The 24091-nt window shown below is 62.3% G+C and carries 18 protein-coding genes; 17 read left to right on the plus strand and 1 reads right to left on the minus strand.

Features of this window, described 5'->3' with window-relative positions:
- The first annotated feature begins 131 nt into the window (after window positions 1-131).
- The 3 genes from rpmE to J7E36_RS03340 all read left to right on the plus strand — a co-directional run bounded on the left by rpmE (window position 132) and on the right by J7E36_RS03340 (window position 2633).
- Complete coding sequence (rpmE, locus tag J7E36_RS03330) at window positions 132-356, plus strand: 50S ribosomal protein L31 (protein ID WP_214999854.1); 225 nt, start codon at window positions 132-134, stop codon at window positions 354-356.
- A gap of 41 nt (window positions 357-397) precedes the next feature.
- On the plus strand, window positions 398-1183 hold the full coding sequence (locus J7E36_RS03335) for a thermonuclease family protein (RefSeq protein WP_214999856.1): 786 nt from the start codon (window positions 398-400) through the stop codon (window positions 1181-1183).
- A 181-nt stretch (window positions 1184-1364) separates the two neighbouring features.
- The gene (locus tag J7E36_RS03340) at window positions 1365-2633 is read left to right on the plus strand and encodes a malic enzyme-like NAD(P)-binding protein (protein WP_214999858.1); all 1269 of its coding nucleotides are present in this window, start codon (window positions 1365-1367) and stop codon (window positions 2631-2633) included.
- A 175-nt stretch (window positions 2634-2808) separates the two neighbouring features.
- On the opposite strand, the gene J7E36_RS03345 is transcribed toward J7E36_RS03340, so the two are convergent.
- On the minus strand, window positions 2809-5253 hold the full coding sequence (locus tag J7E36_RS03345; RefSeq protein WP_435304151.1) for a penicillin-binding protein 1A: 2445 nt from the start codon (window positions 5251-5253) through the stop codon (window positions 2809-2811).
- A gap of 209 nt (window positions 5254-5462) precedes the next feature.
- On the opposite strand from J7E36_RS03345, the gene J7E36_RS03350 reads away from it, so the two are divergent.
- The 14 genes from J7E36_RS03350 (at window position 5463) to J7E36_RS03415 (ending at window position 24087) form a co-directional block, all read left to right on the plus strand.
- Complete coding sequence (locus J7E36_RS03350) at window positions 5463-6527, plus strand: pilus assembly protein PilM (RefSeq protein WP_214999862.1); 1065 nt, start codon at window positions 5463-5465, stop codon at window positions 6525-6527.
- The gene (locus J7E36_RS03355) at window positions 6527-7093 is read left to right on the plus strand and encodes a PilN domain-containing protein (RefSeq protein WP_214999864.1); all 567 of its coding nucleotides are present in this window, start codon (window positions 6527-6529) and stop codon (window positions 7091-7093) included. The genes J7E36_RS03350 and J7E36_RS03355 overlap by 1 nt, the downstream gene beginning before the upstream one ends.
- A complete protein-coding gene (gene pilO, locus J7E36_RS03360) occupies window positions 7090-7713 on the plus strand; it encodes a type 4a pilus biogenesis protein PilO (protein WP_214999867.1) in 624 nt (207 codons plus the stop codon). Before J7E36_RS03355 ends, pilO begins: the two co-directional genes overlap by 4 nt.
- Window positions 7710-8255: a pilus assembly protein PilP gene (locus J7E36_RS03365; RefSeq protein WP_214999869.1), complete on the plus strand. Its 546-nt coding sequence runs from the start codon at window positions 7710-7712 to the stop codon at window positions 8253-8255. Before pilO ends, J7E36_RS03365 begins: the two co-directional genes overlap by 4 nt.
- Window positions 8252-10333, plus strand: coding sequence for a type IV pilus secretin PilQ (gene pilQ, locus J7E36_RS03370; RefSeq protein ID WP_214999871.1), 2082 nt, complete (start codon window positions 8252-8254; stop codon window positions 10331-10333). Before J7E36_RS03365 ends, pilQ begins: the two co-directional genes overlap by 4 nt.
- 4 nt (window positions 10334-10337) lie before the next feature.
- A complete protein-coding gene (gene aroK, locus J7E36_RS03375; protein ID WP_122565305.1) occupies window positions 10338-10856 on the plus strand; it encodes a shikimate kinase AroK in 519 nt (172 codons plus the stop codon).
- Window positions 10857-11000: 144 nt separating this feature from the next.
- Window positions 11001-12101 carry a 3-dehydroquinate synthase gene (gene aroB / locus J7E36_RS03380; RefSeq protein ID WP_214999873.1) on the plus strand — a complete coding sequence of 367 codons (1101 nt, stop codon included), beginning with the start codon at window positions 11001-11003 and terminating at the stop codon, window positions 12099-12101.
- 10 nt (window positions 12102-12111) lie between these two features.
- Window positions 12112-13692, plus strand: a complete 1581-nt coding sequence (locus J7E36_RS03385; RefSeq protein WP_214999875.1) for an AAA family ATPase — start codon at window positions 12112-12114, stop codon at window positions 13690-13692.
- 349 nt (window positions 13693-14041) lie between these two features.
- Entirely contained in the window at window positions 14042-18490 is a 4449-nt protein-coding gene (gltB, locus tag J7E36_RS03390) for a glutamate synthase large subunit (protein ID WP_214999877.1), read from the plus strand.
- A 33-nt stretch (window positions 18491-18523) separates the two neighbouring features.
- Window positions 18524-19942, plus strand: coding sequence for an FAD-dependent oxidoreductase (locus J7E36_RS03395; RefSeq protein WP_039592434.1), 1419 nt, complete (start codon window positions 18524-18526; stop codon window positions 19940-19942).
- Between the two features lie 138 nt (window positions 19943-20080).
- Window positions 20081-21148 (plus strand): uroporphyrinogen decarboxylase, encoded by a 1068-nt coding sequence (gene hemE, locus J7E36_RS03400; protein WP_214999879.1) that lies wholly within the window; start codon window positions 20081-20083, stop codon window positions 21146-21148.
- 341 nt (window positions 21149-21489) lie between these two features.
- On the plus strand, window positions 21490-22956 hold the full coding sequence (gene gbpA / locus J7E36_RS03405) for an N-acetylglucosamine-binding protein GbpA (RefSeq protein ID WP_214999881.1): 1467 nt from the start codon (window positions 21490-21492) through the stop codon (window positions 22954-22956).
- Window positions 22957-23023: 67 nt separating this feature from the next.
- Window positions 23024-23563, plus strand: coding sequence for a cytochrome b (locus tag J7E36_RS03410; RefSeq protein ID WP_214999976.1), 540 nt, complete (start codon window positions 23024-23026; stop codon window positions 23561-23563).
- Window positions 23564-23589: 26 nt separating this feature from the next.
- Window positions 23590-24087, plus strand: a complete 498-nt coding sequence (locus J7E36_RS03415) for a type II secretion system protein N (protein WP_231286364.1) — start codon at window positions 23590-23592, stop codon at window positions 24085-24087.
- Window positions 24088-24091 lie beyond the last annotated feature (4 nt).

The following is a 24091-nucleotide window of genomic DNA, read 5'->3' on the forward strand; positions in this document are numbered from 1 at the left end:
GCGAGCCTAGCAGACGGTTGGTATAAGCGACAGCTTGCGTGATCGGCGATGTCTGGTAGAATCCGCGGCCTAATTACGTGCGGTATTCAACAATAGTGTTGGGTGGCGGCACGCTAGCCTGAGGAAAGACCATGAAAACCGATATCCATCCGGCGTACCCGGAAATTGCCGTGACTTGCAGCTGCGGCAACAAGTTCGAAACTCGTTCGACCTACGGCAAAGCCCTGTCGATCGACGTTTGCAACGAATGCCACCCGTTCTACACCGGTAAGCAGAAGACTCTGGATACCGGCGGCCGCGTTCAGAAGTTCGCCGATCGTTTCGGTGCTTTCGGCAAAGTGGCTCCAAAGGCCTGAGGCTGATCGCTTTGGAAAGTCGTTCCGGCTTCTCCAGACTGATGAAAAAGGCGTCCCTTGCGGGCGCCTTTTTTGTGTCTGCGATTTGGCTCGGGCACGCCCAGGCTTTCTGTCCGGCACCTGCGGGCCTCGCCCCGGCAACGGTCCAGCGGGTGGTGGATGGCGATACCCTGCGTCTGGCCGATGGTCGCAGTGTGCGCATGATCGGCCTCAATAGCCCGGAGTTGGGGCGGCAGGGCCGTTCGGACGAGCCTTTCGCCGTCGCTGCCAGGCGGCGGCTCGAAGCGTTGGTAGCCGCCAGCGACGGGCGCGTGGGTTTGCTGCTCGGCAAGGAGGGTGAAGACCGCTACGGCCGTACGCTGGCCCATGTCTACGGTGCCGATGGTCAGAGCCTCGAGGCGCAGTTGCTCGCCGAGGGCCTGGGTTTTTACGTGGCGGTTGCACCCAATGTGGACTTGGTGGCCTGCCAGCGGGCTGCCGAACGTCAGGCGCGTGAGGCGGGCCTGGGACTGTGGAAGCGCTCGCCGGTGCTCAGCGCGCAACAGATCCAGGCCTCTGGCTTCGCGGTGGTGAGCGGGCGGGTAAGCGACGTCAGGCGCAATCGCGGCGGTGTCTGGGTCGAGTTGCCGGGCTCGGTTGTGCTGCGGGTTGCACCCAATCTGGTGGGCTATTTCGACCTGCCTGCCCTTGAGCGCCTCAAGGGCAGGCAGGTCGAGGCGCGTGGTTGGGTCGTTGATCGTTCACGACGCGGCGGGCTTGAGCCAGGACAGGCGCGTTGGTTGCTGCCGCTGACTGATCCGGCCATGTTGAGCGCAGTCCCTCAATAAAAAATTGTAGACATTTTTGTGTCTGATTGTATGCATGTAGCCCTTGTGGTTCGCGGCTCTTGGCCCAAAGTCTTAGAGTAGGGCGCTTGACAGCGGTGACCGGTCAGTCTTGTGGGGACTTTACGAGGCGCGTATCCTCGGCGGTCCGTCTGTCCAACACAGTAAAAAGCGGAATGCCCACATGTCTGATCTGAAAACTGCCGCTCTCGAATATCACGCTCATCCTCGTCCAGGGAAGCTGAGTGTCGAGCTCACCAAGGCCACCGCTACTGCCCGCGATCTGTCGCTGGCCTACAGCCCCGGCGTAGCCGAACCAGTGCGCGAAATCGCTCGCGACCCTGAGCTGGCCTACAGATACACCGGCAAGGGCAACCTGGTTGCAGTCATTTCCGATGGCACCGCGATCCTCGGCCTGGGTGACCTGGGCCCACTGGCTTCCAAGCCGGTCATGGAAGGCAAGGGCGTGCTGTTCAAGCGCTTCGCCGGTATCGACGTGTTCGACATCGAAGTCGACTCCGAGAGCCCGCAAGCCTTCATCGACACCGTCAAGCGCATCTCCATCACCTTCGGCGGCATCAACCTGGAAGACATCAAGGCGCCTGAGTGCTTCGAGATCGAGCGCGCCCTGATCGAACAGTGCGACATCCCGGTATTCCACGATGACCAGCACGGTACCGCCATCGTGACCGCGGCCGGCATGATCAACGCCCTGGAAATTGCCGGCAAGACCCTGCCGGAAGCCAAGATCGTCTGCCTGGGCGCTGGCGCCGCAGCCATCTCCTGCATGAAGTTGCTGGTGAGCATGGGTGCGAAGATCGAAAACATCTTCATGATCGACCGTACCGGCGTGATCCACTCCGGCCGCAGCGATCTGAACCAGTACAAGGCGGTGTTCGCCCACGCGACTGAAAAGCGCACCCTGGCTGACGCACTGGACGGTGCCGACGTATTCGTCGGTCTGTCGGGCCCGAACCTGCTGAGCCCGGAAAACCTGCTGCGCATGGCGCCGAACCCGATCGTGTTCGCCTGCTCGAACCCGGACCCGGAAATCTCCCCGGAACTGGCTCACGCCACCCGCAACGACGTGATCATGGCCACCGGCCGTTCGGACTACCCGAACCAGGTCAACAACGTGCTGGGCTTCCCGTTCATCTTCCGTGGTGCCCTGGACGTTCGCGCCAAGCGCATCAACGAAGAAATGAAAGTCGCGGCGGCCAACGCCCTGCGCGAACTGGCCAAGCTGCCGGTACCCCAGGAAGTGTGCGACGCCTACGGTGGCATCAAGCTGGAATTCGGTCGTGAGTACATCATTCCGAAACCCATGGATGCCCGCCTGATCACCCTGATCTCCGACGCCGTGGCCAAGGCTGCGATCGAGACCGGCGTGGCAACCCTGCCGTATCCGAAGAACTACCCGCTCAAGAGCGTGGATGACGTGTTCAACGGCTAAGCCGTTGTAGCGCTTCAACGAAAAACCCCGGCTCCTGTGAGTCGGGGTTTTTTATTGATCGTTCCCACGCTCTGATCGTTCCCACGCAGAGCGTGGGAACGATCAATTCCTGTGCGCGGCAAAGACCTCATGTGGGAGCGAGCCTGCTCGCGATGGCGTCGGGTCAGCCTGCGCATCAGAACAAATCGATCGGCGCCGCTTCATCCGCCGGCAGCGGGCTGCCCGGTGCGACGCCATTACCCAGTTCGTTGGCCGACGGCGGCGTGTCTTCGCTCTTGAACAGCTCGAAGTAGGCGCCTGGGGTGCCTGGGGTGGCCGCGCGGCCGCTGACCGGGTCGACGCGCAGGCTGAGGATGCCTTCGGGTTCCGGTTGGGTGTGGGGCGGTTTGTCCTTGAGGGCGGCGCCCATGTAGCTCATCCAGATCGGCAGGGCCACGGTGCCACCGAACTCGCGACGACCCAGGCTTTCAGGCTGGTCGAAACCGGTCCAGACGGTGGTCACGTAATCGGCGTTATAACCGGAGAACCAGGCGTCCTTGGATTCGTTGGTGGTGCCGGTCTTGCCTGCCAGGTCAGTTCGGCCCAAGGCGAGGGCCCGACGGCCGGTGCCGAGCTTGATCACGTCTTCCAGCATGCTGTTGAGAATGTAGGTGGTACGCCCGTCGACAATGCGCTCGGCGATGGCTGGCGCTTGCGGCACCCCTGGCGCTGTCGTGGCTTCACCCGGCGTTGCATTGACCGTGAACGTCTCGGTGGACGGTGCGGCGAGGCCATCGCTGGCCTGCTCGCCGGTGGGCACGCGCGGCGGGTTGGCAACGAACAGCGTCTCGCCGTTGCGGCTTTCGATCTTGTCGATGATGTACGGCGTGATCTTGTAGCCGCCGTTGGCGAATGTGCTCCAGCCCGTGGCGATTTCCATCGGTGTCAGGGTCGCGGTGCCCAAGGCCAGGGACAGGTTGCGCGGCAGGTCCTGCTTGTTGAAGCCGAACTTGCTGATGTAGTCAATGGTGCGGTCCACGCCCAGCGCCTGGAGCAGTCGGATCGACACCAGGTTGCGGGATTTGTACAGGGCTTCGCGCAAGCGGATCGGGCCGAGGAACGTGTTGGTATCGTTCTTCGGTCGCCAGACCTTGTCGAGGTACTCATCGACAAACACGATCGGCGCATCGTTCACCAGGCTGGCAGCGGTGTAGCCGTTATCCAGTGCAGCGCTGTAGACGAATGGCTTGAAGCTCGATCCCGGTTGGCGCTTGGCCTGCAACGCGCGGTTGTAATTGCTTTGCTCGAATGCGAAGCCACCCACCAACGAACGAATGGCACCGTTCTGCGGGTCGAGGGACACCAGCGCACCCTGGGCGGCCGGGATCTGGCTGAACTTGAGGACGTTGTCCGCCTGGCGCTGCACGCGGATCAGGTCGCCGACCTGGGCAACGTCCGACGGCTGGCGTGGGTTGGCGCCCATGCTGTTGGTGTTGAGGAACGGGCGGGCCCATTTCATGCTGTCCCAGCCCACATGCTCTTCCTGCTCGCCGTTGCGGGTCAGCACCTTGAGGCCGTCCTTGTCCACCGACGTGACGATCGCTGGCTCCAGGCCGCTGATGGTGCGTTGCTTGGTCAGTTCCAGGGCCCAGGCTTCCCGGGTCTTGCCAGGCAGGCGCGATTCAGGTCCGCGGTAGCCGTGACGCTGATCGTAGGTCATCAGGCCTTCCTGCACTGCGGTGTTGGCCATTTCCTGCAGGTTGCTCGGCACCGTCGTAGTGACGCGGAAACCTTCGGTGTAGGCGCCGCTGCCATAACGGCCGACCATCTCGGCGCGGGCCATCTCGGCGATGTACGGGGCGTTCACCTCGGGGGTCGGCACGTGGTAGCTGGCGTTCAACGGCTCGTTGATCGCGGCGGTGTAGTCGGCTTCGCTGATTTTGCCGAGCTTGTACATGCGCCCCAGGATCCAGTCGCGCCGCTCCTTGCTGCGAGCCGGGTTGGCCAGCGGGTTGAAGCGCGATGGCGCCTTGGGCAGGCCGGCGATCATCGCCATCTGCGCCAGGCTCACGTCGCGGATCGACTTGCCGTAGTACACCTGCGCCGCAGCCTCGATGCCATAGGCGCGGTTACCCAGGTAAATCTTGTTCACGTACAGCTCGAGGATTTCGTCCTTGGTCAACTGCCGCTCGATCTGCAGGGCCAGGAGGATCTCGGTGGTCTTGCGCGAGAAACTGCGCTCGCTGGTCAGGAAAAAGTTCTTCGCCACCTGCATGGTGATGGTGCTGCCGCCGGACTGGATGTGCCCGCTCTTGACCAGCTGGCTGGCGGCACGCATCAGGCTGCCAGGATCGACGCCATAGTGGTTGGCGAAATTATCGTCCTCAGCACTTAGTAACGCATTGATGAAGTTGGGGGGAATGTCGGCGAAACGGATCGGTGTGCGGCGCATTTCGCCAAATTCGGCGATCAATTTGTTGTCGCTGCTGTACACCCGCAAAGGAATCTGCAACTGAATACTTCTCAGAGCCTCCACGGACGGCAATCCCGGACTAAGGTAAAGAAACGCACCGCTCAGACCCAGGAGCAGTCCGCAGAAGACGGCGATGACGGACCATCCGAAAAATTTCAGCAGACGAATCAAGGCTTTTGGATATCCAGGCAAAGAATGAAAAAGGCGCCAGGTGCAGGGAAGGACCCCGTGCTTGCAACAAAGCGAAAAAAAACGCTGGGCATTATAAGCATTTTTTTTCGCCAGGAATGCCATCCGGACGTCCGTCGGGCCGGAGTGATTGAACGCAACGCATATGAGAGAGTCCGTAACTCACGGATAGTCATAGGGAATTGGTAGTGCTACGACTCTTCAATAAAAAAACCCATGCGCTTCTGGGGATCGACATCAGTTCGACTTCGGTGAAGCTGCTTGAGTTGAGCCGCCAGGGGGACCGGTACCGCGTGGAGTCCTACGCGGTCGAACCGTTGCCGGCCAACGCCGTCGTCGAGAAGAACATCGCCGAGCTAGAAGGGGTGGGTCAGGCCTTGTCGCGGGTGCTGGTCAAGGCCAGGACGTCCTTGCGCAACGTGGCCGTGGCCGTGGCCGGTTCGGCGGTGATCACCAAGACCATCGAGATGGATGCCGGGCTATCCGACGACGACATGGAAAACCAGCTCAAGGTCGAGGCTGATCAATACATTCCCTACCCGCTGGATGAGGTGGCCATCGACTTCGAGGTCCAGGGGGTGTCGCCGCGCAGCGATGAGCGGGTCGAGGTGTTGCTGGCGGCCTGCCGCAAGGAAAACGTCGAGGTGCGCGAGGCCGCACTGGCCCTGGCCGGGCTGACCGCCCGGGTGGTCGATGTGGAAGCCTATGCGCTGGAGCGCGCCTTCGGCCTGCTCGCCACGCAACTGGCCGCTTCCCAGGAGCGGCTGACCGTCGCGGTCGTCGATATCGGCGCCACCATGACCACCCTCAGCGTACTGCACAACGGACGCATCATTTATACCCGCGAACAGTTGTTCGGCGGTCGCCAGCTCACCGAGGAAATCCAGCGTCGCTATGGCCTGACGCCCGAGCAGGCCGGTCTGGCAAAGAAGCAGGGCGGCCTGCCCGACGATTATGTCAGCGAGGTGTTGCAACCGTTTCGCGAGGCGCTGGTGCAGCAGGTGTCGCGGTCGCTGCAGTTCTTCTTCGCTTCGGGCCAGTACAACGCGGTGGACCACATTCTGTTGGCCGGCGGCACGGCCTCGGTCACGGGGCTGGACCGGCTGATCGAACAGCGCCTGGGCACGCCGACCCAGGTGGCCAATCCGTTTACCAACATGGCCCTGAGCAGCAAGGTCAATGCCGGTGCCCTGGCCAGTGACGCGCCGGCGTTGATGATCGCCTGTGGGCTGGCCCTCAGGAGTTTCGACTGATGGCGCGTATCAACCTTCTACCCTGGCGCGAGGAGCTGCGCGAAGAGCGGCGCAAGCGCTTTTTCCTGGCATTGGTGGGTGCGTTTGTCGGCGCGGTGGGCGTGACGCTTATTGCCGTGCAGTACCTCAACAGTGCCATCGACCATCAGGTGGCTCGCAACAGCCATCTCTCAGAGCAGATTGCCGTGCTGGACGAGCGCATCAAGCAGATCAGCGAACTCAAGGCCCGTCGCCAGCAATTGCTGGCGCGCATGCGCATCATCCAGAATTTGCAGGGGAATCGGCCAGTCAGCGGGCGTATCTTCGATCAGTTGACCAGGACCCTGCCAGACGGGGTGTACTTCACCGAAGTGAAGATGGAGGAGGGGACGCTTTCCATCAAGGGGGCCGCCGAGTCGAACCACCGGGTCTCGGACCTGATGCGTAACCTGGACTCATCGGACCTGTTCGATACCCCGAGCCTGACGGAGGTCAAGGCCACCACGGCTGGTCAGCTCGACCAGGCCAACGTATTCCAGCTTACGGTTCGCCAGTCCCGTCCGGCCGATGCGGAGGATGCCCAATGAGGCCTGGGGAATGGCTCGGCGCGCTGCGCAAGGTGGACTTCCGTGACCTGGATACCAACAACGTCGGTTCCTGGCCGGCACCGATCAAATGGTTGGCCGGCATACTGCTGGTGGTCCTGGTGCTGGGGCTGGGCTACAACTTTGCCTTGAGCGACCTGGAGGCCCGGTTGCAGCAGGTGCGCGAGGAAGAAGACACCCTCAAGGCGCAGTTCGCGGGCAAGGCCCACATGGCGGCGAACCTGGAGCGCTACACCGAGCAGATGAAGCAGATGGAAACGTCGTTCGGTGTGCTGCTGCGGCAGTTGCCCAGCGATACCGAAGTGCCGGGCCTGCTGGAGGATATCACCCGCACGGGCCTGGGCAGCGGTCTGGAGTTCGAGGAAATCAAACTGCTGCCGGAAGTCACCCAGCCGTTCTACATCGAGTTGCCGATCCAGATCACGGTGACCGGCGGCTACCATGACCTGGCGACGTTCGTCAGCGGCGTGGCTGGTCTGCCCCGGATCGTCACGCTGCACGATTTCGAGATCGCGCCAATGGGGCCCGAGACGGGGACCAGGCTGCGCATGAGCATCCAGGCCAAGACCTACCGCTACAACGAGCAGGAGGCACAGCCATGAGCCCGGCGTGTCGCATTTGCCTGCTGGCAGGCCTGCTGGTGTTGGCGGGTTGCAACAACGACAACGGCTTCAGCGACCTCGACGCCTACATGAACGAAGTGCGCCTGCGTCCGCCTGGCACGATCGAGCCGACGCCGACGTTCAAGCCTCCGGAAACGTTCACTTACAGCGCCGCCAACCTGCGCAGCCCGTTCTCCCGGCAGGTCCGGGTGGATCAGGCTGGTCGGCAGCAGGGCGCGCGCAATGTCCGGCCCGACCCCAACCGGGTCAAGCAATACCTGGAAGGCTTCAACATCGAGCAGTTTGAAATGGTCGGCACTATCTCCAACGCCAGTGGTTCCTTTGCGCTCCTGCGTGGCGCAGGCGGGGTACATCGACTCAAGATCGGTGACTACCTGGGCCGCAACGACGGGCGGATCATCGGTATCAACGCCACTCAGGTCGATGTGGTCGAAATCGTTCCCGATGGCGAGGGCGCCTGGCTGGAGCGACCACGGACCATTCCTTTGAAAGAGCACTCAATAGTGGAAGCCCAACAATGAACAGGATTCTTTCAGCCTTCGGCATTTCGCTATGGATAGCGCTGTTATCGCCGATGGTTCATGGGGCTGGCCTGAAGACACTGGACGTTGCTGCCCTCCCCGGCAACCGCGTCGAGCTCAAGCTGTCTTTCGACGGTCCGCCGCCGACGCCCCGGGGCTACACCACCGAACAACCGGCGCGGATTGCGCTGGATCTGCCCGGCGTGACCAACCAATTGGCGAGCAAGAACCACGACCTGGGCGGTGGTAACGCTCGCAGCGCCACCGTGGTCGAGGCGGGGGATCGCACCCGGCTGATCATCGGCCTCACCCAGCTGGCACCGTATAACACCCGGATCGAGGGCAATAACCTGTTCGTCGTGGTGGGCAAGGGCGCAGCGCCCTCGACCCCGGCGGCAGTGAACCCGGCGCCGCGCCCGGCGGTTGCCAGCGCTGCGCCTGCAAGACCCAAGGCGCCGGTGGGCAAGGCCATCCGTGGCGTCGATTTCCAGCGCGGGACCCAGGGCGAGGGTAATGTCGTGATCGACCTGTCGGACCCTGCCATCGCCCCGGATATCCAGGAGCGTGAAGGCAAGATCATCCTCAATTTTGCCAGGACCCAGTTGCCCGAACCGCTGCGGGTACGCCTGGATGTGAAGGATTTCGCCACCCCGGTGCAGTTCGTCAACGCCAGCGCGGGCGACGACCGTGCGACGATCAGCATCGAACCCAGCGGCACTTTCGACTACTCGACCTACCAGACCGATAACAAGCTCACGGTCAGCGTCCGGCCAATGACCGTCGAGGACTTGCAAAAACGCAACTCCGACCGCGCCGCCTACAGCGGTGAAAAGCTCTCGCTCAACTTCCAGGACATCGAAGTTCGCTCGGTCCTGCAATTGATTGCCGATTTCACCAACCTGAACCTGGTGGCGAGCGACACGGTGCAGGGCGGCATCACCTTGCGGTTGCAGAATGTGCCGTGGGACCAGGCCTTGGACCTGGTGTTGAAGACCAAGGGACTGGATAAGCGCAAGGTCGGTAACGTGCTGTTGGTGGCGCCGGCCGATGAGATTGCGGCGCGCGAGCGCCAGGAGCTGGAATCGCAGAAGCAGATTGCCGACCTTGCGCCGCTGCGTCGCGAGCTGTTGCAGGTCAACTATGCGAAAGCTGCAGACATCGCCAAGCTGTTCCAGTCGGTGACCAGCGCCGAGGCGAAAGCGGATGAGCGCGGTTCGATCACGGTCGATGAGCGCACCAACAACATCATTGCCTACCAGACCCAGGACCGGCTCGATGAACTGCGCCGGATCGTCGCGCAGCTGGACATTCCCGTGCGCCAGGTGATGATCGAGGCGCGGATCGTCGAGGCCAACGTCGACTACGACAAAAGCCTGGGCGTTCGTTGGGGCGGCTCGGTACAGAACAAGGGCAACTGGAACTCCTCCGGGGTCACCTCCGGTTCCTCCACGACCATCGGCACGCCGGGGAGCACCGGCACCAACCAGCCGTTCGTCGACATGGGCGCGTCAGGCAATACTTCCGGGATCGGCATTGCGTTCATCACCGATAACGTACTGCTGGACCTGGAATTGACCGCCATGGAGAAAACCGGCAACGGAGAAATCGTCTCCCAGCCCAAGGTGGTGACGTCCGACAAGGAGACGGCAAAGATCCTCAAGGGCACGGAGATCCCCTACCAGGAGGCCAGTTCCAGTGGCGCCACCTCGGTGTCGTTCAAGGAGGCCTCGCTGTCGCTGGAGGTGACCCCGCAGATCACGCCGGACAATCGCATCATCATGGAGGTCAAGGTCACCAAGGATGAGCCTGATTACCTGAACAAGGTCCAGGAGGTGCCGCCGATCAAGAAAAACGAAGTCAATGCCAAGGTACTGGTCAACGACGGCGAGACCATTGTGATTGGCGGTGTTTTCTCAAATACTCAGAGCAAGGTTGTAGATAAGGTGCCATTTCTTGGCGATGTGCCGTATCTTGGCCGCCTTTTCCGGCGTGATGTGGTTTCGGAGAAAAAATCCGAGCTACTGGTGTTCCTCACTCCGCGTATCATGAACAACCAGGCGATTGCTGTGAGTCGTTGATTCTGTGCGAAATTTGATTCTTGTAGGACCGATGGGGGCTGGCAAAAGCACCATCGGCCGTTTGCTGGCCAAAGAGCTGCGCCTGCCATTCAAAGATTCCGACAAGGAAATTGAATTGCGCACGGGCGCCAATATCCCGTGGATATTCGATAAGGAAGGCGAGCCGGGCTTTCGTGACCGTGAGCAGGCGATGATCGCCGAGCTGTGCGCGTTCGAAGGGGTGGTGCTGGCGACCGGTGGTGGCGCGGTGATGCGCGAAGCCAATCGTCGGGCGTTGCATGCTGGCGGACGGGTGGTCTACCTGCACGCCTCTGTCGAACAGCAGGTCGGTCGCACAGCCCGCGACCGCAATCGGCCTTTGTTGCGCACCGCCGATCCGGCCAAGACCCTGCGCGACCTGCTGGCGCTGCGTGACCCGCTGTACCGGGAAATTGCCGACCTGGTGGTGGAAACCGATGAGCGGCCGCCGCGGATGGTGGTACTGGACATCCTTGAGCGTCTGCAGCAATTACCTCCCCGTTAATGCGCTTCTCGAAATGCGCTATCCTCGACGTCCCGTCGTGGCCCGCTTGGGGCGTGGCGGATGGCCATCGGATGGCGTCAGAGCACCGTGGACTTTCGTTAATTGCAGGCCGGACGCCTGATTCCATCTTCACTGTGGGGACACATGCAGACACTTAAGGTCGACCTGGGCGAGCGCAGCTACCCGATTCACATTGGCGAAGGCTTGCTGGACCAGCCGGAACTGCTGGTGCCGCATATTGCCGGGCGCCAAGTGGCGATCATCTCCAACGCGACCGTCGCGCCTCTGTATCTGGAACGCCTGGCCCGCACCCTGTCGGCCTTCTCGGTCATTTCCGTGGTGCTGCCCGACGGTGAAGCATTCAAGAATTGGGAAACCCTGCAACTTATCTTCGACGGCCTGCTGACCGCCCGGCATGATCGCCGCACCACGGTCGTGGCCCTGGGCGGCGGGGTGATCGGCGACATGGCCGGCTTTGCCGCTGCCTGCTACCAGCGCGGCGTCGACTTCATCCAGATCCCCACCACGCTGCTCTCCCAGGTTGACTCGTCGGTGGGTGGCAAGACCGGCATCAACCATCCGCTGGGCAAGAACATGGTCGGCGCGTTCTATCAGCCCAACGTGGTGCTGATCGACACTGCCACCCTCAATACCCTCCCGGCCCGCGAGCTGTCTGCGGGGTTGGCGGAAGTCATCAAGTACGGGTTGATCTGCGACGAGCCGTTCCTGGGGTGGCTTGAAGAGAACGTCGAGCGCCTGCGAGCGCTGGATCAAACGGCCCTGACCTACGCCATCGAGCGGTCCTGCGCGGCCAAGGCTGCCGTGGTCGGTGCCGATGAGCGTGAGTCCGGGGTACGCGCCACACTCAACCTGGGGCACACGTTCGGCCACGCCATCGAGACCCACATGGGCTATGGTGTCTGGCTGCATGGCGAGGCAGTTGCGGCGGGCACGGTCATGGCCCTGGAGATGTCCGCACGCCTGGGCTGGATCAGCGAGCAGGAGCGCGATCGCGGCATTCGCCTGTTCCAGCGCGCCGGGCTGCCGGTGGTCCCGCCCGAGGAAATGACCGAGGCGGACTTCCTCGAACACATGGCAATCGATAAAAAAGTGATCGACGGTCGTCTGCGTCTGGTGCTGCTGCGCCGCATGGGCGAAGCGGTGGTGACCGACGATTATCCGAAAGAGGTTCTACAGGCCACGCTGGGAGCGGACTACCGCGCCCTGGCTCAGCTTAAAGGTTGATGAGATTCCGATGACTAGTTTGCATGCCGACGAGGCTTTCCTCGGCCATTTCCAATTGAGCCATGACCCTTTTGCGCCACGGGTACCGGGCTTCAAGTTCTTCCCAGCCCAGCGCAAGCCAGTGTTGGGCCAGTTGCATCACCTGGCGCGCTACAGCCAGTTGCTGCTGGTGGTCACCGGTCCCCAGGGCAGCGGCAAGACGTTGCTGCGCCAGGCCCTGGTGGCCAGCACCAACAAACAGTCCGTGCAAAGCGTGGTGGTGTCGGCTCGCGGCGCCGGCGACGCCGCTGGTGTGTTGCGCCAGGTAGCCGAGGCGCTGAATGTCGCCCAGGCGGAAATCGGTGCGATTCTCGGCCAGATCGTGCAGCTGGCATTGACCGGGCAGGAAGTCTATCTGCTGGTGGACGACGCCGAGCAGCTCGACGGATCGGCCCTCGAAGCCCTGATGGCCTTGGCGGCCGGCGCGCCGGAAGGCCGCCCTCATGTGTTCCTGTTCGGCGAGTCGTCGCTGATTGCCGATCTGGACCAGTTGAGCCTTGAGGAAGAGCGCTTCCACGTCATCGAGCTGGCGCCCTACACCGAGGAAGAAACCCGTGAATACCTGGCCCAGCGTCTTGAGGGTGCAGGCCGGGGTATCGAACTTTTTACCGCCGATCAGATCTCTGAGATTCACCAAAGCGCCGACGGTTGGCCTGGCAACATCAACCAGGTGGCCCGCGATGCTCTGATCGAAGTCATGATTGCCAGCCGCTCAGCGGTGAAGCGTCCAAGTATGGGGTTCAACATGCCGAAGAAACACGTATTGGCGATTTCCGCCGTGGTCGTGGTCGCGGTCGCCGCCGCCTGGCTGATGCCGGGTCGCAACAAGGCACCCACCACGGGCACGCCTGCCAACGAACAGGCACAACTGCCCCTCGGCCAGGGCACTCCGAAGCCTAACGGTGGGGCGCCGGCGGTGGAATTCGCCGGTAATACCCAGCCGATGCCGCTGCCGCTGGTCGGCCAGTCGCAACCGGTCATGCGCGGTCCCCTGGCCGAAGCCGCCGGTGGCATCACCGAGGGTGACGACGGTGCAGCGCCGCCGGTCGACGACAGCAGCGATACGCCGCCGACTGTGACCACCACCGCCCCACCTGCGGGCGTACCGGCCGGTCCAGCCCCGACCCCCGCGCCGGCCGCCAAGCCGACCCCGGCACCGACCCAGGTGGCTACCGCCAAACCCGCACCGGCTCCAGCCCCGGCCGCCAAGCCGGCGGCGCCTGCTGTTCCGGCGGCCAAGCCTGCTGCGCCGGCCAAGGCCGCGGGCGGTAACTGGTATGCCGGTCAGGCACCGGGCAACTACGTGGTGCAGATCCTCGGCACCAGCTCGGAAGCCACCGCGCAAAACTTCGTCAAGGAGCAGGGCGGCGAGTACCGCTATTTCAAGAAAGTGCTCAACGGCAAGCCGCTGTATGTCATTACCTATGGCAGCTTTGCCAGCCGTGATGCCGCCGTATCCGCCATCAAGGCCTTGCCAGCGAAGGTCCAGGCTGGTAAACCTTGGCCTCGCACTGTCGCCAGCGTCCAACAGGAACTGGCAGCAACTCGCTGAAGATTCGGCGGCCTTACCCAGGCCGCCTCTCCCGGCAACCTCAAAATTTCCACAAGACGAGCGACCTTTCAGGCCGCGCGCCTTGTGGTGTCTGCGTCACAGTAGCGTTTGAGTCGTAGCGGTCGAACCCAAAAAAGTTTTGACTAGCACAGCATATAGCTTTAAACCTTTCACAAATGCGACATGGATTTGCGACAGTTCGTCGTCAAATTTGTGAGGCTCTGTGTCGGTGTGTACAATGACCTCCCTTTTGCCCCCGCAAAGCTGGCGTACGTTCAGCGCGGCGTGCAACTGGTTGAATTGAAAAGAAATTTGCCTCAACTAGAGGCAGCCTGGTGAGAAAGTGTCTATGAAAGCAGGTCTGTACCAACCAGATGAATTCAAGGATAACTGCGGTTTCGGCCTGATAGCCCATATGCAGGGCGAGCCCAGCCATACCCTGTTGCAAACGGCCATTGAGGCCCTGACCTGCATGACCCACCGCGGTGGGATCAACGCCGACGGCAAGACCGGTGACGGCTGCGGCTTGCTGATTCAAAAGCCTGACGAGTTCCTGCGTGCCATTGCCCAGGAAACGTTTGGCGTAACGCTGCCCAAGCAGTACGCCGTGGGCATGGTGTTCTTCAATCAGGACCCGGTGAAGGCGCAGGCGGCTCGCGAGAACATGAACCGCGAGATCCTGGCCGCTGGCCTGCAACTGGTCGGCTGGCGCAAAGTGCCGATCGACACCAGTGTCCTCGGCCGCCTGGCCCTCGAACGCCTGCCGCAGATCGAACAGGTGTTCATCGCCGGTGATGGCCTGAGCGACCAGGACATGTCGATCAAGCTGTTCAGCTCCCGTCGTCGTTCGTCCGTGGCCAATGCCTTTGATCCCGATCACTACATCTGCAGCTTTTCCCACAAGACCATCATTTATAAAGGCCTGATGATGCCGGCGGACCTGACCGCCTTCTATCCGGACCTGAGTGACGAGCGCCTGAAAACCGCGATCTGCGTGTTCCACCAGCGCTTCTCCACCAACACCCTGCCGAAATGGCCGCTGGCCCAGCCCTTCCGCTTCCTCGCCCACAACGGCGAGATCAACACCATCACCGGCAACCGCAACTGGGCCCTGGCCCGTCGCACCAAGTTCGCCAACGACCTGATGCCGGACCTCGAAGAGCTCGGCCCGTTGGTCAATCGCGTCGGGTCCGACTCGTCCAGCATGGACAACATGCTGGAACTGATGGTGACCGGTGGCATCGATCTGTTCCGCGGCGTGCGCATGCTCGTTCCGCCGGCGTGGCAGAACGTCGAGACCATGGACCCGGACCTGCGGGCCTTCTACGAATACAACTCCATGCACATGGAACCGTGGGACGGCCCGGCCGGCATCGTCATGACCGACGGTCGCTACGCCGTGTGCCTGCTGGACCGTAACGGTCTGCGCCCGGCGCGCTGGGTCACCACCACCAACGGTTTCATCACCCTGGCGTCGGAAATCGGCGTCTGGAACTACCAGCCCGAAGACGTTATCGCCAAGGGTCGCGTGGGCCCGGGCCAGATCTTCGCCGTGGACACCGAAACCGGCCAGATCCTCGACACCGACGCCATCGACAACCGTCTGAAGTCCCGTCATCCGTACAAGCAATGGCTGCGCAAGAATGCCCTGCGCATCCAGGCGACCATGGAAGACAACGACCACGGTTCGGCTTTCTACGACGTCGACCAGCTCAAGCAGTACATGAAGATGTATCAGGTGACGTTCGAAGAACGTGACCAGGTGCTGCGTCCGCTGGGCGAGCAGGGCTACGAAGCGGTCGGCTCCATGGGTGACGACACGCCGATGGCCGTGCTGTCGCAGCGTGTGCGCACGCCGTACGACTATTTCCGCCAGCAGTTCGCCCAGGTCACCAACCCGCCGATCGACCCGCTGCGCGAAGCGATCGTGATGTCGTTGGAAATCTGCCTGGGCGCCGAGCGCAACATCTTCCAGGAATCGCCGGAGCACGCTTCGCGGGTGATCCTCAGCTCGCCGGTCATTTCCCCGGCCAAGTGGCGCTCGCTGACCAACCTCGACCGTCCGGGCTTCGAACGCCAGGTCATCGACCTGAACTACGACGAAAGCGTCGGCCTCGAAGCGGCGATCCGCAACGTCGCCGACCAGGCTGAAGAAGCCGCACGCGCCGGGCGTACCCAGATCGTGCTCAGCGACCGTCACATCGCCCCGGGCAAGTTGCCGATCCACGCCTCGCTGGCGACTGGCGCGGTGCATCATCGCCTGACCGAAAAAGGCCTGCGCTGCGACTCCAACATCCTGGTGGAAACCGCCACCGCTCGCGACCCGCATCACTTTGCGGTGCTGATCGGTTTCGGTGCCTCGGCGGTGTATCCGTTCCTGGCCTACGAAGTGTTGGGTGACCTGATCCGCACCGGTGAAGTGCTGGGCGACCTCTATGAGGTGTTCAAGAACTACCGCAAGGGCATCACCAAGGGCCTGCTCAAGATCCTCTCGAAGATGGGCATCTCGACCATTGCCTCGTACCGTGGTGCGCAACTGTTCGAGGCCATCGGCCTGTCCGAAGAAGTCTGCGAACTGAGCTTCCGTGGCGTGCCGAGCCGCATCAAGGGGGCGCGCTTCGTCGACATCGAAGCCGAACAGAAAGCCCTCGCGGCCGAAGCCTGGAGCCCGCGCAAGCCGATCCAGCAAGGCGGCCTGCTGAAGTTCGTCCACGGCGGCGAATACCACGCCTACAACCCGGACGTGGTCAACACCTTGCAAGCGGCCGTGCAGCAGGGCGACTACAGCAAGTTCAAGGAATACACCGCGCTGGTGGACAACCGTCCGGTGTCGATGATCCGCGACCTGCTCAAGGTCAAGACCCTCGATACGCCGCTGGACATCAGCGAAGTGGAACCGCTGGAATCGGTGCTCAAGCGCTTCGATTCGGCCGGTATTTCCCTTGGTGCCTTGTCCCCGGAAGCCCACGAAGCCCTGGCCGAAGCCATGAACCGCCTGGGTGCGCGTTCCAACTCCGGCGAAGGCGGCGAAGACCCGGCGCGCTACGGCACCCTCAAGAGTTCGAAAATCAAGCAGGTCGCCACCGGCCGCTTCGGTGTGACGCCGGAATACCTGGTCAACGCTGAAGTGCTGCAGATCAAGGTGGCCCAGGGCGCCAAGCCTGGCGAAGGCGGCCAGTTGCCCGGCGGCAAGGTCAACGGCCTGATCGCCAAGCTGCGCTACGCGGTGCCTGGCGTGACCCTGATCTCGCCGCCGCCGCACCACGACATCTACTCGATCGAAGATTTGTCGCAACTGATCTTCGACCTCAAGCAGGTGAACCCGCAGGCGTTGGTCTCGGTGAAACTGGTGGCGGAAGCCGGCGTCGGTACCATCGCCGCCGGTGTGGCCAAGGCCTACGCCGACCTGATCACCATCTCCGGCTACGACGGCGGCACCGGTGCATCGCCGCTGACCTCGATCAAGTACGCCGGCGCGCCGTGGGAACTGGGCCTGGCGGAAACCCACCAGACCCTGCGCGGCAACGACCTGCGCGGCAAGGTCCGGGTGCAGACCGACGGTGGCCTGAAAACCGGCCTGGACGTGATCAAGGCAGCGATCCTCGGCGCCGAGAGCTTCGGCTTCGGCACCGCACCGATGATTGCCCTGGGCTGCAAGTACCTGCGCATCTGTCACCTGAACAACTGCGCCACCGGCGTGGCGACCCAGAACGACAAACTGCGCAAGGATCACTACATCGGCACCGTCGACATGGTGGTGAATTTCTTCACCTACGTGGCCGAAGAAACCCGTGAGTGGCTGGCGAAACTGGGCGTGCGTTCCCTTGAAGAGCTGATCGGTCGTACCGACCTGCTGGAAGTGATCGAAGGCCAGACCGCCAAGCAGCGCCACCTGGACCTGACCCCGTTGCTGGGCAGCGACCTGATTCCGGCGGACAAGCCACAGTTCTGCCAGGTCGAGCGCAACCCGCCGTTCGACAAGGGTGAGCTGGCCGAGAAAATGGTCGACATGGCCGCCTCGGCAATCAACGACCTGAGCGGCGCCGAGTTCGCCCTGGGCATCTGCAACTGCGACCGCTCCATCGGCGCGCGGATCTCTGGCGAAATCGCCCGCAGGCACGGCAACCAGGGCATGGCCAAGGCACCGGTGACCTTCCGTTTCAAGGGCACCGCGGGCCAGAGCTTCGGCGTCTGGAACGCCGGTGGCCTGAACATGTACCTGGAAGGCGACGCCAACGACTACGTGGGCAAGGGCATGACCGGCGGCAAGCTGGTCATCGTGCCGCCCAAGGGCAGCGTCTACAAGACCCAGGACAGTGCCATCATCGGCAACACCTGCCTGTACGGCGCCACCGGCGGGAAATTGTTTGCTGCCGGCACCGCGGGTGAGCGTTTCGCGGTGCGTAACTCCGGTGCCCACACCGTGGTGGAAGGCACCGGCGATCACTGCTGCGAGTACATGACCGGTGGTTTTGTTTGCGTGTTGGGCAAGACCGGTTACAACTTCGGCTCTGGCATGACCGGTGGTTTCGCCTACGTGCTCGACCAGGACAACACCTTCGTTGACCGGGTCAACCACGAACTGGTGGAAATCCAGCGGATCAGCGGCGAGGCGATGGAAGCCTACCGCAGCCATCTGCAACGCGTACTGGATGAGTACGTCGAGGAAACCGACAGCGAGTGGGGTCGTGAACTCGCCGAAAACCTCGATGACTACGTGCGCCGCTTCTGGCTGGTCAAGCCCAAGGCTGCCAACCTGAAGTCGTTGCTTTCCAGCACCCGTGCCAACCCGCAGTGATATGCGCCTGAAGAGTTTGATGAGGTTTTAACAATGGCTGAACGTCTGAATAACGACTTCCAGTTCATCGATGTCGGGCGCAAGGATCCGAAGAAGAAACTGTTGCGTCAACGCAAGAAAGAGTTCGTCGAGATCTACGAACCCTTCAAACCCCAGCAGTCGGCCGACCAGGCCCACCGCTGCCTGGGTTGTGGTAACCCGTACTGCGAATGGAAGTGCCCGGTGCACAACTTCATTCCCAACTGGCTGAAGCTGGTGGCCGAGGGCAACATCCTCCAGGCCGCCGAGCTGTCGCACCAGACCAATACCTTGCCGGAAGTCTGCGGCCGGGTGTGCCCGCAGGACCGCCTGTGCGAGGGTGCCTGCACCCTCAACGACGGTTTTGGCGCGGTGACCATCGGTTCGGTGGAGAAATACATCACCGACACCGCGTTCGCCATGGGCTGGCGCCCGGACATGTCCAAGGTCAAGCCGACCGGCAAGCGGGTGGCTATCATCGGTGCCGGCCCGGCCGGCCTGGGCTGTGCCGACGTGCTGGTGCGCGGTGGCGTGACTCCGGTGGTGTTCGACAAGAACCCGGAAATCGGTGGCCTGCTGACCTTCGGCATCCCTGAGTTCAAGCTGGAAAAGACCGTCCTGAGCAATCGCCGCGAAGTCTTCACCGGCATGGGCATCGAGTTCCGCCTGAACACCGAGGTGGGCAAGGACGTGACCATGGAGCAACTGCTCGAAGAGTACGATGCGGTATTCATGGGCATGGGCACCTATACCTACATGAAGGGCGGCTTTGCCGGCGAGGACCTGCCGGGTGTCTACGACGCACTGGATTTCCTGATTGCCAACGTCAACCGCAACCTGGGCTTTGAAAAGTCGCCGGAAGATTTCGTCGACATGAAAGGCAAGAAGGTCGTGGTGCTCGGTGGTGGTGACACGGCGATGGACTGCAACCGCACCTCGATCCGCCAGGGCGCCAAGTCGGTGACCTGTGCCTACCGTCGTGACGAAGCGAACATGCCCGGCTCGCGCAAAGAGGTGAAGAACGCCAAGGAAGAAGGCGTGAAATTCCTCTACAACCGCCAGCCGATTGCCATTGTCGGTGAAGACAAGGTCGAAGGCGTGAAGGTGGTCGAGACCCGTCTCGGCGAGCCGGATGCCCGTGGCCGACGCAGCCCCGAGCCGATCCCGGGCTCCGAAGAAATCATCCCGGCCGACGCCGTGGTGATCGCGTTCGGTTTCCGCCCAAGCCCGGCGCCATGGTTCGAACAGTTCAGCATCCAGACCGACAGCCAGGGCCGCGTCGTGGCACCGGAACAAGGCCAGTACAAGCACCAGACCAGCAACCCGAAGATCTTCGCCGGTGGTGACATGGTCCGTGGTTCCGACCTGGTGGTGACGGCGATCTTCGAAGGCCGCAATGCGGCTGAAGGGATCCTGGATTATCTGGGGGTCTAAAGATCTCAGCTACAAGCTACAAGCTACAAGCTACAAGCTACAAGGTTGAAGCACTCTTGCTTTTAACTTGCGGCTTGTAGCTTGCCGCTTGCCGCTGTCTTTTGAGACCATGCCCGCACTTTTTTTCCGGATGCCGACATGACTGCCCTGAAGAACGACCGTTTCCTTCGCGCCCTGCTCAAGCAACCCGTAGACGTCACCCCGGTGTGGATGATGCGTCAGGCCGGTCGCTACCTGCCGGAGTACCGCGCCAGTCGTGCCAAGGCCGGCGACTTCATGAGCCTGTGCATGAACCCCGAGTTCGCCTGCGAAGTGACCCTGCAACCGCTGGATCGCTACCCGCAGCTGGACGCGGCCATCCTGTTCTCCGACATCCTCACCATCCCCGACGCCATGGGCCAGGGCCTGTACTTCGAGACCGGCGAAGGCCCGCGTTTCAAGAAGGTCGTCAGCACCCTGGCCGACATCGAAGCCCTGCCGATTCCCGATCCGCAGAAAGACCTGGGCTACGTCATGGACGCGGTCAGCACCATTCGCCGTGAACTGAACGGCCGCGTGCCGCTGATCGGTTTCTCCGGCAGCCCATGGACCCTGGCCACCTACATGGTCGAAGGCGGTTCGTCGAAGGACTTCCGCAAGACCAAGGCGATGCTTTACGACAACCCGCAAGCCATGCACCTGTTGCTGGACAAGCTGGCCCAGTCGGTGACGTCCTACCTCAACGGCCAGATCCTGGCCGGTGCGCAAGCGGTGCAGATCTTTGATACCTGGGGCGGCAACCTGTCGGCGGCGGCGTACCAGGAGTTTTCCCTGGCCTACATGCGCAAGATCGTCAGCGGCCTGATCCGCGAGCATGAAGGGCGCAAGGTCCCGGTGATCCTGTTCACCAAGAATGGCGGCCTTTGGCTGGAAAGCATCGCCGACGCCGGTGCCGACGCCCTTGGCCTGGACTGGACCTGCGACATCGGCAACGCCCGCGAGCGTGTCGGTCACAAGGTCGCCCTGCAAGGCAACATGGACCCGACCGTGCTCTACGCCAAGCCTGAAGCCATTCGCGCCGAGGTCGGACGCATCCTCGCCAGCTACGGCAGCGGCAGCGGCCACGTATTCAACCTCGGCCATGGCATTACCCCGGAAGTCGACCCGGAACACGCCGGTGCTTTCCTGCGGGCGGTGCACGAGCTGTCGGCGCAATATCACCCCTAATTGACGCGCCGTTGGCCCAGCCTGTCCGGACCCGTGTCGGACAGGCTTTTTAATGTCCGCGTTTTACCCGTCTTACAACAAACCAATCCGTTGTTTTATCTGACGTATCTGTTTGCTGGTGGTTGATAGCTATTTCCGTTCGTAAGAGATTTCTCTCGTTATGTAAGAGGAAATAGATTCAGAGATCATTCCTTCCGACTTGAGAGATTTGCCCTACATAGCGAGGTTTCAATTTTCTATAAGGTTCGGCGCTTGTGAGGTACGGCGCAGAACAATCCGGCGTGCCTTTCAGGATGACGGTAATCCGTCTTTTGAATCTCGATGACTTGTCTGGAACTTATATGAAAAACAACTTCAACAAGCGCAGTGCATTAACCGGATGTGCTTCGTCATTGGTTCTCCTGTCGGCCATGGCGGCGTCCCAGGGTGTAATCGCCCACGGCTTCCTTGAGGTGCCGCCTTCGCGCGCACTGCTGTGCCAAAGAGGCGAAAACATCAACTGCGGTGGCGCTCAGTACGAGCCCCACAGCACCGGGGAAACGTTCAAGGGCTTCCCGAATGGAACGGGCGGCGCCCCGCTGCAAGGCCCCATCGACGGCAAGATCGCCAGCGGCGGTAGTTCGCTGTTTTCCGCCCTGGATGCACAGTCGGCTTCGCGCTGGCAACTGACTGAAATCAGGGACCGCAATATCGCTTTTCAATGGAAATACGATGCCCCGCATCTGACGACCAAGCACGAGTATTTCATTACCCGCGACGGCTGGAACCCGAACGAGCCGCTCAAGCGCGCCTCGTTCGACAGCGCACCGTTCTGCACGATCGACGGCGGGCATCAGGTTCCGGTCGGCGGGGCCAAGCACAACTGTGTGATTCCCGACAGCAAATCGGGTCACCACGTCATCCTGGCGGTCTGGACAGTGGGCGACACCGACAACGCGTTCTACAACCCGGCGGATGTGAACATCCTCGCCGAGGCCGCGTTGCCGGGCGGCTGGTCGCCGGTGGGCAGCATCGCGTCGTCCACCTCGCTGCTGGCGGGTGACAAGGTCAAGGCTCGGGCATTCTCCGCAACCGGTGAAAACGCCGAATACAGCGTAGAGATCAGCATCGCCAACGCCGAGGAAGGCAAGCCTGAGAACTGGTCGTTCAAACTGGCCGAAGCCATCAACCAGGCCTTCCCTCTGATTCGTGCCGGTATCCGCGACGAGGAAGGCAATATCACCCCGGTCCGGGGCACCAACAAGCTGTACGCCCAGAACGAAAGCGGCGTGACCCGTTATGAAGTGCAATTGGACATGCAGGAAGACGCCGCCGCCAGCATGGCAATCGCTTCCTTGCAACCGGAGTACGTGCTCGACAAAGGTCGGGTCAGCATGGCCTTCGCGGCGCAGACCAACCGCCGGATGAACCTCGAAGCCACGTTGTTCGACGAGAACAACAAGCAGGTGGGCGTCGTCAGCCAGGCCGTAGGTGAAGGCAGTACCGGGTTGAGCATCGACGTCCGCAGCGCGCCGGGTGCGCATACCCTGACGTTGGTCGGGACCACCGAAGACGGCCGGACCACTCGCCAGGACACCCAGCGTGTCACCCTTACCGGTGAAGGCGCGGGCATCGAGTACGACTTCGTCTTCCCTGAAGGCCTCAGCGGCTACGCCGCCGGTACGAAAGTGCTGCAGCCGAAAACCGACGAAGTCTTCGAATGCAAGCCGTTCCCGGCGTCCGGCTACTGCAAGCAGTACTCCCCGACGGCCAACGGCTTTGAGCCGGGTGTCGGTGCCTCCTGGCAAAGCGCCTGGGACAAGCTGTAAGTCCTGACAGGCATGGCCCAGGGCAGTCCGAGCGGGTTGCCCGGGGCCTTCAAGTGAGAACGCGGTGATGCATTCCAATTACTACTCCGGACGGCGGGTGCTGCTGCATTGGCTGTCGGCCGTGATCATTTTATGGGCGTTGGCGTCGGGCTTTTATGTGGCGTACTACCCGGTGTCAGCCGCCACCGAGCACTGGGTCGGCTCGCTCAATGTGTCGCTGACCACGCTATTCATTCCGGTGTTTGCCTGGCGGCTCTGGCTGTTCGTCAGCGAGCTTGGAGCCGGCGAGCCGGTGACCAACCGGCTGGCCCTGGCCGTACACGCATTGATCTACCTGTGCATCGGCGTGGTGCTGGTGACCGGGGTCCTGATGATGAAAAGCCCCATCAGTATCTTCGGATTCATTGAGATTCCCCGACCACTGGACGACCCCGCGCTTATCGGATTGGCGAGCGCGGTCCACACCCTGTCTTGCGCGGTGCTTTCGATGCTCGTTGCGCTGCATCTGTGCGCGGTGGCCTGGCATGAGTGTTCCGGGCGCCGGGTGGTTCGGCGAATGTCATTCGCAAAGCGCGCCGACGCGATGATTCAGCGGGGGCAACGGTGAGATTTTCCGCCGGTTTCGGGGCCCGATTGCCGAAGGCATTGCTGCTGCTCGTGCCGCTGCTGTACGGGGGGTTCCTGGTGGAGCAGGAACGGCGTTTTCGCCAGGGCCTGGGCCGTGATGTGCCGGTGGTCGCTGACCCGCCGGTGGCTGCGGCTCGCGGCCTGCCCAACGTACAAGCCGTGGCGACCGTACTCGGCCTGGCGCCTGACGGAGCCCACGCACCCAGCACGGAACCGATGACCTTGCAGGCCAGTTTTGTCGCTGACCAAGGCTTGTCCCGGGCATTGCTGGCGGACGCCGCCGGCCCGCGCATCTACCAAGTGGGTGAACGCCTGCCCGGCGGCAGCGTGTTGCGTCGGGTCGAGCCCAGTCATGTGACGTTGTGGCGCAACGGGCGCGAAGAGCGCCTGGCCCTGCAACAAGCGGCCAAGCCCTTGCTGCGTCAAGTCGGTCTCGAAAACGGGCGTCAGGCAGCGCTCTCTTCCCCGCAATACCTACGCCCGGTGGCCGGGCAATCAGAGTGATCCA

Origin of the sequence: Pseudomonas fluorescens, assembly GCF_018614775.1 — a bacterium.
Lineage (GTDB): Bacteria > Pseudomonadota > Gammaproteobacteria > Pseudomonadales > Pseudomonadaceae > Aquipseudomonas > Aquipseudomonas fluorescens_BY.

Coding starts and splice junctions, on each gene's coding strand:
- rpmE (WP_214999854.1), top strand. CDS start 132: ATGAAAACCGATATCCATCCGGCGTACCCGGAAATTGCCGTGACTTGC.
- J7E36_RS03335 (WP_214999856.1), top strand. CDS start 398: ATGAAAAAGGCGTCCCTTGCGGGCGCCTTTTTTGTGTCTGCGATTTGG.
- J7E36_RS03340 (WP_214999858.1), top strand. CDS start 1,365: ATGTCTGATCTGAAAACTGCCGCTCTCGAATATCACGCTCATCCTCGT.
- J7E36_RS03355 (WP_214999864.1), top strand. CDS start 6,527: ATGGCGCGTATCAACCTTCTACCCTGGCGCGAGGAGCTGCGCGAAGAG.
- pilO (WP_214999867.1), top strand. CDS start 7,090: ATGAGGCCTGGGGAATGGCTCGGCGCGCTGCGCAAGGTGGACTTCCGT.
- J7E36_RS03365 (WP_214999869.1), top strand. CDS start 7,710: ATGAGCCCGGCGTGTCGCATTTGCCTGCTGGCAGGCCTGCTGGTGTTG.
- pilQ (WP_214999871.1), top strand. CDS start 8,252: ATGAACAGGATTCTTTCAGCCTTCGGCATTTCGCTATGGATAGCGCTG.
- aroB (WP_214999873.1), top strand. CDS start 11,001: ATGCAGACACTTAAGGTCGACCTGGGCGAGCGCAGCTACCCGATTCAC.
- J7E36_RS03385 (WP_214999875.1), top strand. CDS start 12,112: ATGACTAGTTTGCATGCCGACGAGGCTTTCCTCGGCCATTTCCAATTG.
- gltB (WP_214999877.1), top strand. CDS start 14,042: ATGAAAGCAGGTCTGTACCAACCAGATGAATTCAAGGATAACTGCGGT.
- J7E36_RS03395 (WP_039592434.1), top strand. CDS start 18,524: ATGGCTGAACGTCTGAATAACGACTTCCAGTTCATCGATGTCGGGCGC.
- hemE (WP_214999879.1), top strand. CDS start 20,081: ATGACTGCCCTGAAGAACGACCGTTTCCTTCGCGCCCTGCTCAAGCAA.
- gbpA (WP_214999881.1), top strand. CDS start 21,490: ATGAAAAACAACTTCAACAAGCGCAGTGCATTAACCGGATGTGCTTCG.
- J7E36_RS03410 (WP_214999976.1), top strand. CDS start 23,024: ATGCATTCCAATTACTACTCCGGACGGCGGGTGCTGCTGCATTGGCTG.